At 72.0% G+C, this 14,347-nt stretch carries 21 protein-coding genes; 9 read left to right on the plus strand and 12 right to left on the minus strand.

The window, feature by feature from the left end; translation table 11 throughout:
- Nucleotides 1-2: 2 nt before the first annotated feature.
- The 7 genes from OO57_RS12315 to OO57_RS12345 all read left to right on the plus strand — a co-directional run bounded on the left by OO57_RS12315 (nucleotide 3) and on the right by OO57_RS12345 (nucleotide 6,889).
- A complete protein-coding gene (locus OO57_RS12315) occupies nucleotides 3-227 on the plus strand; it encodes a hypothetical protein (RefSeq protein ID WP_033252430.1) in 225 nt (74 codons plus the stop codon).
- Nucleotides 224-889: a MobC family plasmid mobilization relaxosome protein gene (locus OO57_RS12320; protein WP_033252431.1), complete on the plus strand. Its 666-nt coding sequence runs from the start codon at nucleotides 224-226 to the stop codon at nucleotides 887-889. The genes OO57_RS12315 and OO57_RS12320 overlap by 4 nt, the downstream gene beginning before the upstream one ends.
- Nucleotides 889-2,655 carry a relaxase/mobilization nuclease domain-containing protein gene (locus OO57_RS12325; protein ID WP_033252432.1) on the plus strand — a complete coding sequence of 589 codons (1,767 nt, stop codon included), beginning with the start codon at nucleotides 889-891 and terminating at the stop codon, nucleotides 2,653-2,655. Before OO57_RS12320 ends, OO57_RS12325 begins: the two co-directional genes overlap by 1 nt.
- A 76-nt stretch (nucleotides 2,656-2,731) precedes the next feature.
- A complete protein-coding gene (locus tag OO57_RS12330) occupies nucleotides 2,732-3,124 on the plus strand; it encodes a hypothetical protein (RefSeq protein WP_033252433.1) in 393 nt (130 codons plus the stop codon).
- A 152-nt stretch (nucleotides 3,125-3,276) separates the two neighbouring features.
- Nucleotides 3,277-4,401 carry a tyrosine-type recombinase/integrase gene (locus OO57_RS12335; RefSeq protein WP_033252434.1) on the plus strand — a complete coding sequence of 375 codons (1,125 nt, stop codon included), beginning with the start codon at nucleotides 3,277-3,279 and terminating at the stop codon, nucleotides 4,399-4,401.
- On the plus strand, nucleotides 4,398-4,733 hold the full coding sequence (locus tag OO57_RS12340; RefSeq protein ID WP_033252435.1) for a helix-turn-helix domain-containing protein: 336 nt from the start codon (nucleotides 4,398-4,400) through the stop codon (nucleotides 4,731-4,733). Before OO57_RS12335 ends, OO57_RS12340 begins: the two co-directional genes overlap by 4 nt.
- Nucleotides 4,730-6,889, plus strand: coding sequence for a hypothetical protein (locus tag OO57_RS12345; protein WP_051777355.1), 2,160 nt, complete (start codon nucleotides 4,730-4,732; stop codon nucleotides 6,887-6,889). Before OO57_RS12340 ends, OO57_RS12345 begins: the two co-directional genes overlap by 4 nt.
- Before the next feature lie 66 nt (nucleotides 6,890-6,955).
- Here OO57_RS12345 and OO57_RS12350 read toward each other — a convergent pair whose 3' ends face one another.
- Nucleotides 6,956-7,501 (minus strand): EF-hand domain-containing protein, encoded by a 546-nt coding sequence (locus OO57_RS12350; protein ID WP_033252436.1) that lies wholly within the window; start codon nucleotides 7,499-7,501, stop codon nucleotides 6,956-6,958.
- An 818-nt stretch (nucleotides 7,502-8,319) separates the two neighbouring features.
- Here OO57_RS12350 and OO57_RS12355 point away from each other — a divergent pair.
- Complete coding sequence (locus OO57_RS12355) at nucleotides 8,320-9,093, plus strand: serine protease (protein ID WP_051777359.1); 774 nt, start codon at nucleotides 8,320-8,322, stop codon at nucleotides 9,091-9,093.
- 154 nt (nucleotides 9,094-9,247) lie between these two features.
- Here OO57_RS12355 and OO57_RS12360 read toward each other — a convergent pair whose 3' ends face one another.
- The 11 genes from OO57_RS12360 to OO57_RS12410 all read right to left on the minus strand — a co-directional run bounded on the left by OO57_RS12360 (nucleotide 9,248) and on the right by OO57_RS12410 (nucleotide 13,934).
- The gene (locus OO57_RS12360) at nucleotides 9,248-9,646 is read right to left on the minus strand and encodes a hypothetical protein (RefSeq protein WP_033252437.1); all 399 of its coding nucleotides are present in this window, start codon (nucleotides 9,644-9,646) and stop codon (nucleotides 9,248-9,250) included.
- A gap of 277 nt (nucleotides 9,647-9,923) precedes the next feature.
- A complete protein-coding gene (locus OO57_RS12365; RefSeq protein WP_033252438.1) occupies nucleotides 9,924-10,280 on the minus strand; it encodes a hypothetical protein in 357 nt (118 codons plus the stop codon).
- 37 nt (nucleotides 10,281-10,317) lie between these two features.
- Nucleotides 10,318-10,548, minus strand: coding sequence for a hypothetical protein (locus OO57_RS12370; protein WP_033252439.1), 231 nt, complete (start codon nucleotides 10,546-10,548; stop codon nucleotides 10,318-10,320).
- Between the two features lie 26 nt (nucleotides 10,549-10,574).
- The gene (locus OO57_RS12375; RefSeq protein ID WP_033252440.1) at nucleotides 10,575-10,808 is read right to left on the minus strand and encodes a MarR family transcriptional regulator; all 234 of its coding nucleotides are present in this window, start codon (nucleotides 10,806-10,808) and stop codon (nucleotides 10,575-10,577) included.
- Between the two features lie 122 nt (nucleotides 10,809-10,930).
- Entirely contained in the window at nucleotides 10,931-11,509 is a 579-nt protein-coding gene (locus OO57_RS45400; RefSeq protein ID WP_063737545.1) for a hypothetical protein, read from the minus strand.
- 86 nt (nucleotides 11,510-11,595) lie between these two features.
- On the minus strand, nucleotides 11,596-11,808 hold the full coding sequence (locus OO57_RS12385) for a hypothetical protein (protein WP_033252441.1): 213 nt from the start codon (nucleotides 11,806-11,808) through the stop codon (nucleotides 11,596-11,598).
- Between the two features lie 46 nt (nucleotides 11,809-11,854).
- The gene (locus OO57_RS12390; RefSeq protein WP_033252442.1) at nucleotides 11,855-12,130 is read right to left on the minus strand and encodes a hypothetical protein; all 276 of its coding nucleotides are present in this window, start codon (nucleotides 12,128-12,130) and stop codon (nucleotides 11,855-11,857) included.
- Complete coding sequence (locus OO57_RS12395; protein ID WP_033252443.1) at nucleotides 12,127-12,540, minus strand: hypothetical protein; 414 nt, start codon at nucleotides 12,538-12,540, stop codon at nucleotides 12,127-12,129. Before OO57_RS12395 ends, OO57_RS12390 begins: the two co-directional genes overlap by 4 nt.
- A gap of 58 nt (nucleotides 12,541-12,598) precedes the next feature.
- Nucleotides 12,599-12,958, minus strand: a complete 360-nt coding sequence (locus tag OO57_RS12400; RefSeq protein WP_033252444.1) for a MarR family transcriptional regulator — start codon at nucleotides 12,956-12,958, stop codon at nucleotides 12,599-12,601.
- 118 nt (nucleotides 12,959-13,076) lie between these two features.
- Entirely contained in the window at nucleotides 13,077-13,487 is a 411-nt protein-coding gene (locus tag OO57_RS12405) for a hypothetical protein (RefSeq protein ID WP_033252445.1), read from the minus strand.
- A 45-nt stretch (nucleotides 13,488-13,532) separates the two neighbouring features.
- Nucleotides 13,533-13,934 carry a DUF317 domain-containing protein gene (locus tag OO57_RS12410; RefSeq protein WP_106973970.1) on the minus strand — a complete coding sequence of 134 codons (402 nt, stop codon included), beginning with the start codon at nucleotides 13,932-13,934 and terminating at the stop codon, nucleotides 13,533-13,535.
- A 141-nt stretch (nucleotides 13,935-14,075) separates the two neighbouring features.
- On the opposite strand from OO57_RS12410, the gene OO57_RS12415 reads away from it, so the two are divergent.
- Nucleotides 14,076-14,339: a hypothetical protein gene (locus tag OO57_RS12415; protein ID WP_324606774.1), complete on the plus strand. Its 264-nt coding sequence runs from the start codon at nucleotides 14,076-14,078 to the stop codon at nucleotides 14,337-14,339.
- Nucleotides 14,340-14,347 lie beyond the last annotated feature (8 nt).

The raw sequence follows: 14,347 nt of genomic DNA on the forward strand, positions 1-14,347 counted from the left end.
TCATGCGCACCACCCCCGCCACCTGGACCGAGGCGGACGCCTGGCTGACCGTCCTGCACCAGCGCGGCCACCTCCACCGCGCCGAAGCCGGCACCGACAGCGCCTGGACCGTCCAACGAGGCCGGCACGCCCGGCCCTGGACCCTCCACCACCCGGTCCTCGCCCTCGACTGGATCGAGGACCTCGTCCGCGACATCGAGCAGCGCGACACGGAGACGCGCCGATGACCGACACCGACCCGGAGCCGACCACCCCGCGAGCGGCCGGTGACCCCGATCAGGCTCCTGGCGGAGCAAGTTGTCGCCTACGACGGTCCTACGGCCCGTCGCACGCACTTTCCCCCGCCCAGGAGGGCGGGGGAGGCCCGGTTGGTCCCCGAGCGAGGGCGCTCGGGGACCAACCGGGCGAGCAGCACCAGGGGGCGCTGCTCGAAGGAGAAGCTCCCGACCCGCCCGCCGTCCGCGACCGCCAGCAGCCGAGCGCCCCGCCGTTTCCCGAGCGCAAGCCGCGCCGCCGCAGCCGCGACCCCCGCGAACGCACGCACAAGACGACTACGCGCCTGTCCGACAGCGAGAAAGCTGAGATCACCGCCGCCGCCGCACAGCGCGCCGTTACCGTCGCCCGCTTCCTCGCCGCCTCCGCCCTCGCCGTCGCCCGCGGCTCGACCACCGTGCACAGCAACGACCAGCTCGACGCCGCCATCGACGAGCTGGCCGCCCTGCGCACCGCCCTCGCCCGGATCGGCAACAACGTCAACCAGATCGCGCACTACTTCAACGCGGGCGGCCAGCCCCGCGATGGCGAACTCGCTTATGCGACAGCCGCCTTGATCCGAACCCTGGCCCGCATCGACGATGTGGCCGACGCCTTGGTGAAGAAGCGGCTCTGATGATCCCCAAGATCCGGCGCGGCTCGCGCACCCACGGCCTGCTCGCCTACCTCTACGGCCCCGGGAAACGCGACGAGCACACCGACCCCCATCTCGTCGGCAGTTGGGACGGCTTCGCCCCGGACCCCGGCCGAGACGCCGATGCCGACCCGAAGATCACCATGACCCGCCTCGTGGCGGCCCTCGACCTGCGGGTCAAGCAGGCCGGCACCGCCGCCCCGGCCCAGCACGTCTGGCACTGCTCGGTGCGCACCGACCCCGGCGACCGCACCCTGACCGACGCGGAATGGAACACCGTCGCCCGCCGCCTGGTCCACGCCGTCAACCTCGCCCCCGAAGACGACCCGGACGGATGCCGCTGGGTCGCCGTCCGCCACGCCGAAGACCACATCCACATCCTGGCCACCATGGTCCGAGGCGACCTCCGCAGGCCCCGGATGAACTACGACTTCAAGAAGGCCCAGGCCGAATGCCGCCGCATCGAGAAGGAGATGGGACTGCGCCAGCTCAAGCCAGGCGACGGCACCGCCGCCGCCAACCCCACCAGCGCCGAACGCTTCAAGGCCGAGCGCACCGGCCGCACCGAGACCCCGCGCGACAGCCTGCGCGAAGCCGTGCGCCAAGCCGTCGCCGGAGCCGCGGACGAGGCCGAGTTCTTCGGCCGGCTGCGCGAGGCCGGCCTGCGGGTGAAGCTGCGCCACGCCCCCTCCGGTGACGTCCTCGGCTACAACGTCGCCCTGCCCGGCGACCGCAACCGCGACCGCGAGCCTGTCTGGTTCGCCGGGTCCACCCTCGCCCCCGACCTCTCCCTGCCGCGGATCCGCCGCCGCCTGACCGACAGCCCCACCGACACTGCACCTCCCCGCCCCGGCACGTCCCGCACCGACCGGTCCGGGCCCGCCCGCACCCGCCGGGACGCCGCTGGCATTGCCGAACGCGTCACCGCGGTCCTGGACGAAGACGGTGGTGAAGCCGCCGCCCAGCTTGTCGGTGCCGGTGAACTCCTTGACGCGCTCGCCCAGACCTCCCCGGCCGCCACCCGGGCCGAACTGCGTGATGCCGCCCGCGCGTTCGAGCGCGCCACCCGCTCCCACGTCCGTGCGGAGAACGCCGATATCCGGGCCCTGCGCTCGGCCGCCCGCGGAATAGTCCACGCCGGAACGGCGCTGGGACGAGGAGAGGACGGCGGCGCCACCGCCATGGTCCTGTCCACCCTCGTCCTGCTCACCCTGGCCGCCGCCCGCTGGCACTCCGCCCGCGGCCACGCCCAGCAGGCAGCAGCCTCCCGCCAGGCGGCCGAGCACCTGCGCGCCGCCTACCGGCAAGCCGCCGCGACCCCGCTGCGGGCGATGCGCGAGAGGGCCCAGGCGCTGCCCGAACCCGAACGCCGCCGCCACGAAGCCACCATCCGGGCCGCCCTCGGCGAACCGGCCACCCGCACCGGCCACCAGGCCGGCACCGCCGAGCGGTTCGACGCCCTGGCCGCCACCCTCGCCGAAGCCGAGAAGGCCGGCCACGACCCCAAGGCCCTCCTCGAAGAAGCCGTCGACCGCCGCGAACTGGAGAGCGCCCGCAACACGGACGCCGTGCTGATCTGGCGCATCCGCCGCCTCGCCGACCTGCCCGCCCTCCCCAACGGCACCGGCAAGCCGAAGGCCGGCACCACCCCGACCAAGCACGCACCCGGCCGCCCGGCCACCCGCACCGCAACTCCAGCACCCGCCCGTCCGGTCGCCGACCCCCGCCGTCCAGCACCCCGACGCTGACCGGCATCCGAAACCCCTCGACACCCACTCCCAGCAGGTGTCACCCAAGAACCCGCACCGCACGAACGGAGAGCCCGTGCCCAGAGACACCGAAGACCCCACCACCCCGACCGCGCACGCCACACAGCCGACGGCCAGCGACCCGCTGCTGCGGCTGGAGCACGAGACAGCCCCGCCCAGCGGGCCGGAAACCACCCGCGGCCTGCAGTGCCCCCGCGCACTGGACCTGCGCGGCATGCCGGTCTACTGCACCAAGTGCCGGGCCCAGCGCGACTGGCTGCTGACCAACTACCGCCAGCACGTATGGATCCACTGCCGCTGCGGGCACAAGTGGCTGGAGCCCGAGATCACCCGTGCCGACTTCGACACGATGATCACCGACCCGAACTGGACGCACTACCCGACCGTCCGCGAAGGCGAGATCGCACTCGGGTTCGACGGCTCCTTTGCCGGGATCTACCTGGAGTAATGCGCGGAATTGCATCAGATGCAACATCCGGCATGCGCTGCGCATGGTCGTGAGCTGCGACTTTACCGGGGGATCGGCTGAGGCTGGTCCCCCGGTCGGCGTTCCTGCTTAGCCGGGCGTAACCGATGCAACGATGTTGCGTTAGATGCAACATGGACAGGGTGCTGGACCTGCCGGGAGCGGCCCATCTGGTGCTGGCCTCCGGGGTTGCCTATCTCGATCCGGAGCCGGCCGCCTTCGAGGCGATGTTGGAGGGCTGGGCGCTGCAGCAGCGGGCCCGGTTTCTGGATGTTGAGCAGACGATCGCGCCGAGGCTGCGGTTGGTTCGGCGGTTCGCGGAGTTCACCAACGAATATCCGTGGCAGTGGACGCCGTTGGAGGCGGAGGCGTTCATCGACAGCCTTCGGTCGCGCCGCCAGGGTCTGGCGGTGTCGACGGGGCGGAGCTACCAGGACGCGCTGCGGCTGTTCTGCGGCTACGCGACCGATGGCCGGTACGGGTGGCCGGCGCGGTGCCTGGATCTCTTCGGGACCGTGCCGGCGCAGATCCTGCACGAGTGGAACACCGTCAGGCACACCAGCGATTACGAGGGCAGTCCTCGGCGCCGTCCGCTGACCTACGACGAGGTGCAGGCGCTGTTCGATGCGGCGGACGGCCGGGTGGAGGAGATCCGGGCCCGTCGGCGCAAGGGGGCGCTCGCGGCGCTGCGGGACGCGGTCGCGTTGAAGACGGTGTATGCCTTCGGGCTGCGGCGCCAGGAGACGTGCTGCCTGGATCTTCCGGACCTTCGGCGCAACCCGAAAGCCCCGCAGTACAGGCGCTTGGGCGCACTGTTCGTGCGTTACGGGAAGGCGTCCCGTGGCGGGCCGCCGAAACGCCGCACGGTGCTGACCGTCCCGGAGTTCGACTGGATCGTGGAGGTACTGGAGTACTACCTGCAGGAGGTGCGGCCCGCGTTCGCACCGGGCAAGCATCCGGCGCTGTGGATGACCGAGCGGGTGGGCCGGCTCTCCCTGCGGCGCCTTGACGAGGCGTTCGAGACGGCCCAGCGCCTGGCCGGGCTGCCGGAGGAGTTGGACCTGCACTGCCTGCGGCACTCCTACGTCACACACCTGGTGGAGTTCGACTATCCGGAGCGTTTCGTGCAGGAGCAGGTGGGCCACGCGTACGCTTCCACGACCGCGATCTACACGGGCGTGTCCGACGACTACCGCACTCGTTTGGTGCAGCGTGCCCTCAAGGCGCGGCACGCCGGGTTGTGGGAGGTGGGTACGTGATCAGGAAAATGGGCTTCCGTTGGCACTTGCGGCAGTTGATGGCCCAGCGGGACATGTTCCAGACCGCGGACCTGGTGCCGAAGCTGGCCGAGCGCGGAGTTCACCTCTCCCGTGAGCAGGTGTTCCGCCTGGTCACCCAGCCGCCGCAGCGGCTGTCGATGGACACCCTGGCCGCGCTGTGCGACATCCTGGGCTGCGGGGTCCAGGACCTGATCGAGGTGGTCATCGTCGACGAGCAGGTCCGCAAGACCGGCACCGGCGGCGGAGCGGACCCGGCAGCCCCGGCGCCGATGGCACGGCGGACCACGATCCGCCGCCCCGGCCAGACGTGAACGGCACCGAGGCCCGCCAGGAGGTGCTGCAACTCGTCAGCGCCGCACTCCACTTGCTCGACGAACAGGTGGTGGCACAGGCGGTGGCCGGCGCGGTGGCGCCGCGCACCGGCCGCTCCACCCTCGCCTACCTCAAGGAGCACCGCGACTGGCTCACCGCCGGCGACCCGCGGCTGCCGAGGACGGTGCTGCGGCTGCTGGCCGAACTCCGCGCCGCCGGCGCCGCCGAGGCCGTGGTGCCCGGATGCGCGGACTGCTCCAGGCCCAGGGCACTGACCGGCCGCCGTGAGGACGGCTCCCGGATCTGCCGCTCCTGCGCATCCACCCGCTCCAGCGAGACCTGCCAGCGCTGCGGCCGCCTGCGCCGGGTCGCCGCCCGCCAGGCGGACGCGACCGCCCTGTGCGACACCTGCTACCAACGCCCCACCACACCCTGCTCGGGCTGCGGACAGGACCGCCCCGTCAAAGCCCACACGGCCAACGGCCCAGTATGTAAAGGCTGTTACAGCCGCAGTCCGCGCACCTGCGGCGGCTGCCACCAGGAGCGCCAGATCGCCATCAAGGCCAGCGCCTCCCACCCGGACCTGTGCGCCGGCTGCTACAACGGCCCCCGAAGGCCGTGCTCGCGCTGCGGCAAGACCCGAACCTGCCGAGGGGTACGCACCGGCACCTACCTGTGCCTGTCGTGCGCCCCGCGCCCCCAGGCCGCCTGCGCCCGATGCGGCAAGGTCCGCGACGTGAAGACCCGCTGGCCCATCGGCCCGGTCTGCAGCTCCTGCTACGGCTTCATCCGCCGCCACCCCACACCCTGCCCAGCCTGCGGCGACCGCCAGCCCATGATCGGCACCACCCCGGACGGATCACCACGGTGCGGCCCCTGCAGCGGAGTTGACCGCCGCTACGCCTGCCCGCGCTGCGGCGGACCCGACAGCCCCGGCCGGCCCGGCGAGTGCGCCCGGTGCCGAAGTGCCGACGAACTGCGCCGCCACTTCGGCACTGGCCCCCTCCTCGCCCCGCTGATCGCCGGCCTCGAAGCCAGCGAGCGCCCCGACAACGTCCTCCACTGGCTCCAGCGCCCCGACAGCTCCGCCACCCTCCTCCGCCAACTGCTCGCCAGCGGACACCAACCCACTCACGAACTCCTCGATGCCTTCCCCCGACGAACCGCTGCCGTCCACCTGCGCCAACTCCTCGTCACCCACCAGATCCTGCCTGAGCGCGACGAACGCCTCGCCCGCACCGAAACCTGGATGCACCGCCTCCTCGCCGACGCCTCCCCCGAACACCGCCACCTGCTGCAGCCCTACACCACCTGGCTGATCCTGCGCCGCCTACGTCACCGCGCCGACACCCACGGCCTCACCGACTCCAGCGTCACCTATGCCCGCGAACAGGCCCGCTGCGCACTCGCCTTCCTGCGCTGGCTCGACGAGCAATCCCTCACCCTCGACCGGGCCGCCCAGCACGACGTCGACCGCTGGCTCACCGGCGGGGCGACCACCCGTCGGCGGCTGCGCGACTTCCTGCGCTGGAGCGCGCGCCACAAGCTCAGCGGAGACCTCCGCGTTCCCGCGATGCCCAACAGCCAGGCGGTCGCCTTCCTCGACGAGGACCTCCAAGTGGAGCTGCTCCACAGGTGCGTCCACGACCAGGGCCTGCCCGACGACGTGCGCGCCGCCGGCGCGCTGCTGCTGCTCTTCGGTGCCAAGCTGACCCGCATCGCCCGACTGCCCATGCGGGACTTCACCCAGGACGGGGACCAGGCGTTCGTCACCTTCGGCGGCCAGCCGGCTCCATTGCCGCCGGCCGTCGCCCGACTGCTGACCACCCAAGCGGCCACCCGTCCCCGTCACCTGACCCGGCATCACGCCGAGGCTTTGTCCCGGCAGTGGCTGTTCCCAGGTGCACTGCCCGGCCGCCCAGTCAGCGCCCACCGGCTCGGTGAGCGGCTCGTCGCCCATGGCATCGGGGTCCGGGCGGCCCGCAACACCGCTGTCCTCGCCCTCGCCCAGGACCTCCCGGCGCCGGTGATCAGCGAACTGCTGGACCTGCACATCAACACGGCAGTCCACTGGGGCAAGCGCGGTGGCCGCGACTGGACCAGCTATCTCGAAGCCCGCCGAGGCGAAGCGCCGACGGTGACCTTCACATCATGAGGGACGCTGGCGCTGAGCTGAGCTCGCCGCGATGTCAGCGCAGAGCACGGTGCGCGGCTACGCGCTTCAGGTTGCGGGGCCGAGGAGGTGGTTGCCGGGGGCGTCGGGGTCCGTGCTGAGGTAGAACTCGACGATCGCGGCCCGGTACTCGGCGAAGCTGATCACTCCGTCGCCGTCGCGGTCCACGAGGCGGAACGCGGCGGTGGAGACCTCCCGTTCGACGCCGAGGGTGTCGTAGAGGCGGACGTACTCCTCCAGGCTCAGGACACCGTCCTGGTCGGTGTCGACGGCGTTCATGACCGCGTCCGCGATCGTCATGACCGCCGGCTCGAAGTGCGCCTCGGTGGTGACGTTGTCCTCCATGACGGTGATGAACTCGTCCCGGGACACCTGCCCGTCAGCGTCGGTGTCGGCGTGCTCCAGCAGCAGCTGCCACCACTGGTCGAAAGCGGTGTGGATGGCGCGGATGTTGGTGTGGTCGTCCTTTCGGGCGGCGCGGGAGAACACGCCCGCGGTGGCCGCGAAGTCCAACTGGGTGAGCTGCCCGTCCTGGTCCTGGTCGAACCAGTCGAACATGCTGGAGAACTTCCGGCTCTTCACGGCACTCGTCATGGGACGTCTTCCTCGGATCAAGGCCGCCCTGCTCACGGGGCGGCGGTGATCGCGACGCTAGAGGCCCCGCCGCCGGCGGACCCGCCGAACAGCACCGGTGCCATCCCGACGAGTGACGCTCGGAACACATGTCGGGGACGAGGGGTCCCGCCGGCGGCGTGGAGCGGGGGCCGGCTGTGGGCCTGCTTCCCCCACGCGGCGGCCCCGGCCCGGCCTACCGGCCGCCGTGGGCACTGCGGCGAGCCCGGCGACGGGTCGTCCCGCCCGGCCCGGCACAACCAGCCGCTCGCGGCGCGGGTTTGGCTCGTCGGTAAGCAGCGGAACTTGATCGGCCCGTACCCGCCAGTGGGCGGGTGCGGGCCGTGCCCGGAGCGGCTCCGGGTCAGTCGACAGGACTACGCCTCGTCCTCTTCCTCGTCTGCTTCCGGAGCTTCTGCTACATCCTCGAAGTCGGCGAGGCCGATGCCCGCGTCCATGATGTCGCTGGACCTATCGTCAGACATGGTCATCTCCTCTTCTGGCCGGCTCATTGCCGACTCGCAGGGGATCTTCCCATGACGAACCGTCAGCACGCCGTCACTCTCAACAGATCAGCCCTGGCCTGCGCGACGGGGGTCCCGGTGAGCGTTTCGCGAGAGCGGACCGGGGCGAATCAGACACAGTTCGGGCCTCTCCCGAAACTCGCACATCTGATCAGTCGCAGGAGCCCGTCGGGGTGAGATCCGACCAAGCCCCCTCGATGGCGGAGGGTCGAATGCCATGATCACTCCATGACACTGAGGAATCACAAGACTACCCAGAGTGCCAGGTGGCGGGGGATGCATTCCGCATGCCTCACCCTCACCTCGGCCCTGCTGCTGACCTTCGCGACGGCGCCCGGGGCGCATGCCATCGTCGGAGGCAAGGACGCCAGCATCAGGGACTTCCCCTTCATGCTGAGCCTGCGGCTCCACAACCAGTACTTCTGTGGCGCGACCCTGATCAAACCCGGCTGGGCAGTGACCGCAGCCCACTGTGTAGGGGACGGCCTCGGCGGCCGTGGACTGAGTATCTACGCCGGGTCGTCCTCCACCACCCACGACGGCAAGTCATTTAGCGCATCGAAGATCGTGCAGGCCCCGGCATATAACCCCGGAACCATGGACTCCGACATCGCCCTGATCAAGCTGAACGGTGCAGTGAGCGGGCTTCGTCCGGCGGACCTGCCTGCCGCCGGCGCCACAGTTCCCGCAGGAACCGTCGCGGACATCGCGGGCTGGGGAGTCCTCCAGGAAGGCGGCTCTGCCCCCGCGCGCTTGCAGTACGCGCAGGTCACTGTCCTGGACCACAGCACCTGCAAGAAGGCATACCCCGGCGACATCACCGACCAGATGCTCTGTGCGGCTGACCCCAAGGGGCACATGGACGCCTGCAATGGGGACAGCGGCGGCCCGCTCCTCCAAGACAACACCCTGGTCGGAGTCATTTCCTGGGGCCTCGGCTGCGCATCGCCTGGCAAACCCGGCGTCTACACGGACGTCGCCAAGTTCAGGACCTGGATCGATACGACCATCACCGCCACCGACACCGCCCCGGCGCAGCCGGGCCTGTAAGGCCATCGAGGCAGGGCTCGAATCCGGACGGCTGATCGGCGGTGCCAAGCACTCGCGCCCGGTACCGGCCACCAGACCACGCAGAAGTCGTCACCTGCACTGCCGCCCGCCCAGACCGCCAAAGGTCTGGGCCGGCAGCAGCATCGAACCCCGATCAGGCCGCGATCCTGCGCATCGTCGTCGCTCGGACCAGTGCGTCCTGGCTCGCCGGTCGGCCGCGCCTGGACGACGCCGCGCCGGCCCAGCAGAACGTCGCCGAACACGTCAGCACGATGCTCGCCGAGCGCCGCCAGCTCACGGCCAAGGCGGTCCAGCCCGGGCAGCCGCACACGGAGGAGCGCCGCCAACCGACCCTCGCCGAGCCGGCCGCCTGGCCGAGCGCCAGGCCCACCGCGACCAGCTCCGGCAGCGCGGCGGACAGCCCATCCGCACCGCGCGGACCACGCCGAACCGCCAGGTCGAGCCCGGCGACCACCGCCAAGCCCCGGCTCATTGCCGGACCGGGCAGCAGATGGTCCAGCCGTGCCCGCAGCAGATCCGGCAGGATCAGCACGGACCGCGTCTTCGCTGAATCCTGCCGACCGCTCCTGAACGGCCCGCAGGATTCAGCGGCGCGGGGTGAAGCACGGCTTCGAAGCGGCTTGCGCGGGCGGACGGCGGCACCACTGTCGAGAGGTGAGCCGGTTGTGCCTCGGGCTTCGCGGCTCCTGCAGGGTTCGAGTCGAGCAGAGGAATACCGCACTCCCGGAATAAGTACTCTCCGCCGGTATAGGAGCACAGCGAAGAGGGGCACCACCGATTCGGTGGTGCCCCTCTTCGCTGTCGGATGATCAGTTCCTGTCGCTCGGCGGTCCTCCCGCCTGGGGGAGGCTGTCGCTTCGGGAGAGCCGGTGGAGGCTGAGCCGGACGGGGGCCGGGCGAAGGCCGAGGCTGGCGGCCAGGGTGTGCTCGTCGAGGGTTGGGTCCTGCCGCAGTCGGTGGAGGACGAGCTGGTCGGTGCGGGTTTCAGCGGTCCGGGCGGCGCGGTACGCGGCGAGGGCGGCTGCGCCGAGGACGACCAGGCCGACGGCGTAGCCCGCGTAGGAGTGGGAGAGGGCTGCGCCGATCGCGGTGGCGGCACCGAGTGCGGCAAGGAGGCCGAAGCCGGCCGTGGTGAGGGGCCGGGGGTCGGTGGACTGGTCGGGCATGGTGGTGAAGCGGTCCTTCCTGGCCGGGCGGCGGGCTTCAGCTGCTGGGGCCCGGCTTGGGCAGTTTTCCCCGGAAGTCGCAGCCGGGGCACTCGTCCTCGCCCTGGATGTGCCCCTCGTACCAGCCGTGGACGGCTGCGTGCAGGATCGCCTCCTCGATGCTCGCCTCGCCGGAGTGTACGGACTCGACGGCGTTGTGGACGATGACGCGCAGTACGGCGGAGTCCGGCGGCGGGAACGGCGGGGAAGGCATCGGAGAGGTGCTCATGAGGGCAGAGCGTAGGGCGTGGAGGGTCAGGCGGTGGGCGGTTCGGTGGCGGGGCGGGCGGCGAGGTCGCTGCGGTAGCCCTGGCCGCGGGGCTTCCAGTTGGTGAAGGTGGAGGGCTTCCAGCGCGGGCGGTCGGGGATGCTCTCGTCGTCGGGGGCGGGCAGGGCGCCTCGGCTCTTGCGGCTGCGGGTGGCGCCGACGCTGATGCCCAGGTGCGCGGCGACCTCGGCGTAGCCCCAGAGCTGCTGGTCGTCGGCCATGGTGTTCCTCCTCGGTGGTCCGCTCACGAGGGTACGCGGGGCGGAAGGGGTGGGCGTGCGTCGAGGCCGCCCCTGCCGGTGGGCAGGGGCGGCCTCGTGTCGTGCGCGAGTGCGGGCGCCGGTTACAGGTCGAGGCAGTCGCACCGCTGGGCGTCGATGGGGTGGCCCTGGCACTGGTGGGGGAGGTCGGCCCAGTCGTCCCAGGGGGCCGGGAGGCAGTCGACGCCACCGGCGGTCAAGGTGGTGTCCAGGTGCTCCCGGAGCTGGCGGACGGGGTGGGTCGGGGCGAGGGTGTTCACGGCGTCGGTGAGGGCGGTGTGCGTGGCGTCGGTGCCCATCTCGTCGAGGTCCTGGTCGTGGTCGAGGTGAGGGCCGGGTTCGGGGAGGCCGAGGGCGAGGTTGAGGGCGGTGGTGGCGAGGGCCAGGGCGGAGCACAGGCCGGTGACCTCGTGGAGGGTGGGGCGGACGAGGTGGGGCCAGGTGTCGGGGGCGGCGTGCCAGGAGGCGAGGTGGACCTCGGTGGTGGCGAGGCCGAGGTGGGCGGTGACGTCCCAGCCCGAGCGGGTGGCGGGCTCCCAGCGCAGGCTGATGCGGCCGAGGGGGAGGCGGGGGGCGTCGGCGGGCAGCCACAGGACGCCGATCGGGCGGCCGGGGTCGGAGGGGGCGCTGCGGACGAGGGCGCCGCGGACTGCGGCGGGCATCGGGCGCAGGGCGAGGCTGTCGAGCGGTTGGGCGGCGGGGTGGTGGGAGTTGATGCGGTTCTCCTTGTTCGGGTCGGCGGGGGTGGTCAGGCCCAGGCGAGGTGTTCGGTGACGGCGGGCGGGAGGTAGTGGTCCTGGCCGTCCTCGCCGATGTAGGCGATGCCGTCGTGGACGACGACGTCGGTGCTGACGAAGTGGGCGTAGGGCCAGTCGGGGTTGACGGCGAGGCGGACGCGCAGGTGCGGGTCGAGGCCCTGGAGCGCGGCGATGAGCTGTTCGACGGTCAGGTAGTGGGGCACGGGAACCTCCGGGTAGGGGCGAGGGGAGAAGGGGCGGGCGTCGGGTTCAGCGCATGCTGAAGGGGAGTGCGTCGCGCACCAGCGGGCCCGGCGCGGTGGCGGATGCCCGGTGGGTGGCGAGGTGCCGTCTGCGGGAGTCGTTGACGTAGCCCTTGCCGGTGCCCCTGAACTCCCAGGTGCCGCAGGTGCAGACGGCCTGGGAGTAGGAGCGGCCGGGGCAGTCGGGGTGCAGGGGCTTGCCGGTGACGGCGTGCTTGTGCTCGGGCGGGCAGGGGGTGCCGTCGGCGTGGTGGTTGGTCAGCGGGGCGCGGTAGGCGGTCATCGGGTGCCGTTCGGTCGAGGGAAGAGGCGCAGGCGGGGGAGGACGAGGACGGGCTCGTCGACCGGCCAGGGGTCGCAGGCGTCCCACGGCCAGCCGGTGGTGAGGACGACGGTCCCGTTCGGGCCCCGGACCTCGGGGAGTTCGCACACCCCGCAGCCGCAGGCCCGGTTGAAGGCGGTGGGCTCGGCCGGGTAGGGGCCGGAGGCGAGGAAGCCGCTGCGGGGCATCCGGCCCGGGCGTTGCGGATCGAAGGCGGAGACGACCAGGTCGCCGGGGCGGACCTCGGCGGCCCGGACGATCCGCAGCAGCGGGTTGGCCAGCACGCGGCGGCTGGCGCGGTGCTCGGTGGAAGCGGTGACGATGACCGGGTGGAAGGCGGCGTCGTGGAAGTGGTGGGCGTTCGTGGGCATCTCCTTGCCGGGTGGTGGGCCCCGGGCCGGACGGCCCGGGGCGGAGCAGCAGGGCGGGTCAGTCGGCCAGCCGGTAGGAGCGCATCGGCAGGGACTCGCCCTCGTACTCGCGCACGACGATGCCGTCGGCGGTCAGGCGGGCCAGGGACTTGGCGACCACGGAGTCGGGCAGGTCCAGCGCGTTGCCGATCTGGCGCAGGCGGGCGCCGTCGGGCTGCTTGGCGAGGTGGGCGACGACCTTCCGGTCACGGCGCAGGCCCTGCGCGTGGACGTCGTCGGCAGCGAGCAGCAAGCCGCTGGAGGCGACGCAGATGCTGAGTCCGAGGACGGTGGGGTTGTGGGTGGTGAAGGCGTTGAACAGGCCGATGGCGAGGATGCCCGGGCTGGGGATGCGGTTCGGGTCGATGGAGATCTTCACGGGGTCCTCTCGGCGGGCCGGTCCGGGCCCTGGCTGACGATGACGGGAAGGAGGGAGGAGGGCAGGCCGGGCCGGGTGCCCGGGATCGGCCGGGCACCCGGGGGCGGGTGAGTAGGGCTCAGGAAGCGAGGACGAAGCCGGTGTCGGCGTGGCGGGCGGCGGCCCAGCGGGCGAGGGCGTCGGCGAGGGCGGTGCAGTCGTCCGCGAAGGAGAGGGTGCCGTCGCCGAGGTAGACCTCGGTCACGTCGTCCTCGTCGGCGTCGTAGGGCGAGGACGGTGCGGCGTAGAAGCAGGCGAGCCAGGCGCCGTGGTCGGCGGCGTCGTGGGCGATCTGCCCGTCGTCGGCGACCAGGACCTCCCCGTTGGGGAGCGCGAGGGACAGGGCGAAGCAGCCGCCGCCGGTGTGGACGGGGACGAAGGGCAGGCCGCGCTCGCGCAGCGCCTGATAGGCGGCGCGCCCGGCGATCGGGGCCTCGCCCTCGGGCAGGGGGTCGGTGAGGGCGGACTCGATGGTGCGGGTGAAGGGCAAAGGGGCTTCTCCTCGGGGTAGTCGGGCGGGTGTTCGCCCGGTCGGTCAGCGGGTGGAGGCGGTGATGAGGGCGGCGAGGAACCCGGCGACGGCCTCGGAGGGGGTGTGCAGGCCGAACTCCTGGGTCCAGGGCTCGGCGTGGGCGGGGCGGACCTGGAGGCGCCAGAGGATGCCGCGTGCCCAGGCGTCCGGGTCTTCGGGCAGCCAGCCGACGTAGAGCCGTCCGTCCGGGCTGGTGCAGTGGACGTTGGCCTCCGGGGTGTCGACGACCGGCCAGCCGAGGCCGACCAGGAGCGCGAGTACGGGGCCCGCGCAGTGGTCGCTGGAGAGCCAGGAGCGGTCCTCGGGACCGGGGGCGATGGGAGCGGGGAGGTTCGGGGTGGAGATGCTCAGGGGGTTCGATCCCTTCGTTGACCTGCGGTTTCGGCGACATGAGTACTTTGACATGCGGTGTGCCGATGTACGTAGTCGTTTCCGGGACCAGTTCGGTTCGCCGTCGGCGGATCAGTGGGAATCAACCGGCTTCGGGCGGTGCTGAAGAAGGGTTACGGCGCGGGGCCGTACACGGGCCCGACGGGGGGAGCAGCAGTGGAGTTCGGCAGAGGGCGCGACATGGCAGCGCTGGAGCGCAAGCTCCGCAGCGCGGGCAGGCCGTGGACGATGGGCGACGTCGTCATGATCAGCGACGGGCAGTGGGCCGTGCCCACGACGAGCGGGGCCGAGCGCACGCAGGAGGACGTGGTGCGCGAGCGCCTGCAGGACGGTCGGCGGGTGGAGCTGACGCTGGAGGAGCTGGCCCGCGCGGTGGGCGCCGCCGACCCCGGCACCCACCGCGACCAGGACGAGGACTGACCGCCCCG

The organism is Kitasatospora phosalacinea (genome assembly GCF_000717185.1).
Classification (GTDB): domain Bacteria; phylum Actinomycetota; class Actinomycetes; order Streptomycetales; family Streptomycetaceae; genus Kitasatospora; species Kitasatospora phosalacinea_A.

Excerpts from the sequence above, each read along its gene's own strand:
- OO57_RS12375 (WP_033252440.1), bottom strand. The coding sequence starts at position 10,808 with ATGGCCGACGACCAGCAGCTCTGGGGCTACGCCGAGGTCGCCGCGCAC.
- OO57_RS45400 (WP_063737545.1), bottom strand. The coding sequence starts at position 11,509 with ATGCCCGCCGCAGTCCGCGGCGCCCTCGTCCGCAGCGCCCCCTCCGAC.
- OO57_RS12350 (WP_033252436.1), bottom strand. The coding sequence starts at position 7,501 with ATGACGAGTGCCGTGAAGAGCCGGAAGTTCTCCAGCATGTTCGACTGG.
- OO57_RS12325 (WP_033252432.1), top strand. The coding sequence starts at position 889 with ATGATCCCCAAGATCCGGCGCGGCTCGCGCACCCACGGCCTGCTCGCC.
- OO57_RS12315 (WP_033252430.1), top strand. The coding sequence starts at position 3 with ATGCGCACCACCCCCGCCACCTGGACCGAGGCGGACGCCTGGCTGACC.
- OO57_RS12320 (WP_033252431.1), top strand. The coding sequence starts at position 224 with ATGACCGACACCGACCCGGAGCCGACCACCCCGCGAGCGGCCGGTGAC.
- OO57_RS12390 (WP_033252442.1), bottom strand. The coding sequence starts at position 12,130 with ATGACCGCCTACCGCGCCCCGCTGACCAACCACCACGCCGACGGCACC.
- OO57_RS12395 (WP_033252443.1), bottom strand. The coding sequence starts at position 12,540 with ATGCCCACGAACGCCCACCACTTCCACGACGCCGCCTTCCACCCGGTC.
- OO57_RS12335 (WP_033252434.1), top strand. The coding sequence starts at position 3,277 with ATGGACAGGGTGCTGGACCTGCCGGGAGCGGCCCATCTGGTGCTGGCC.
- OO57_RS12355 (WP_051777359.1), top strand. The coding sequence starts at position 8,320 with ATGCATTCCGCATGCCTCACCCTCACCTCGGCCCTGCTGCTGACCTTC.
- OO57_RS12370 (WP_033252439.1), bottom strand. The coding sequence starts at position 10,548 with ATGAGCACCTCTCCGATGCCTTCCCCGCCGTTCCCGCCGCCGGACTCC.
- OO57_RS12365 (WP_033252438.1), bottom strand. The coding sequence starts at position 10,280 with ATGCCCGACCAGTCCACCGACCCCCGGCCCCTCACCACGGCCGGCTTC.
- OO57_RS12410 (WP_106973970.1), bottom strand. The coding sequence starts at position 13,934 with ATGTCAAAGTACTCATGTCGCCGAAACCGCAGGTCAACGAAGGGATCG.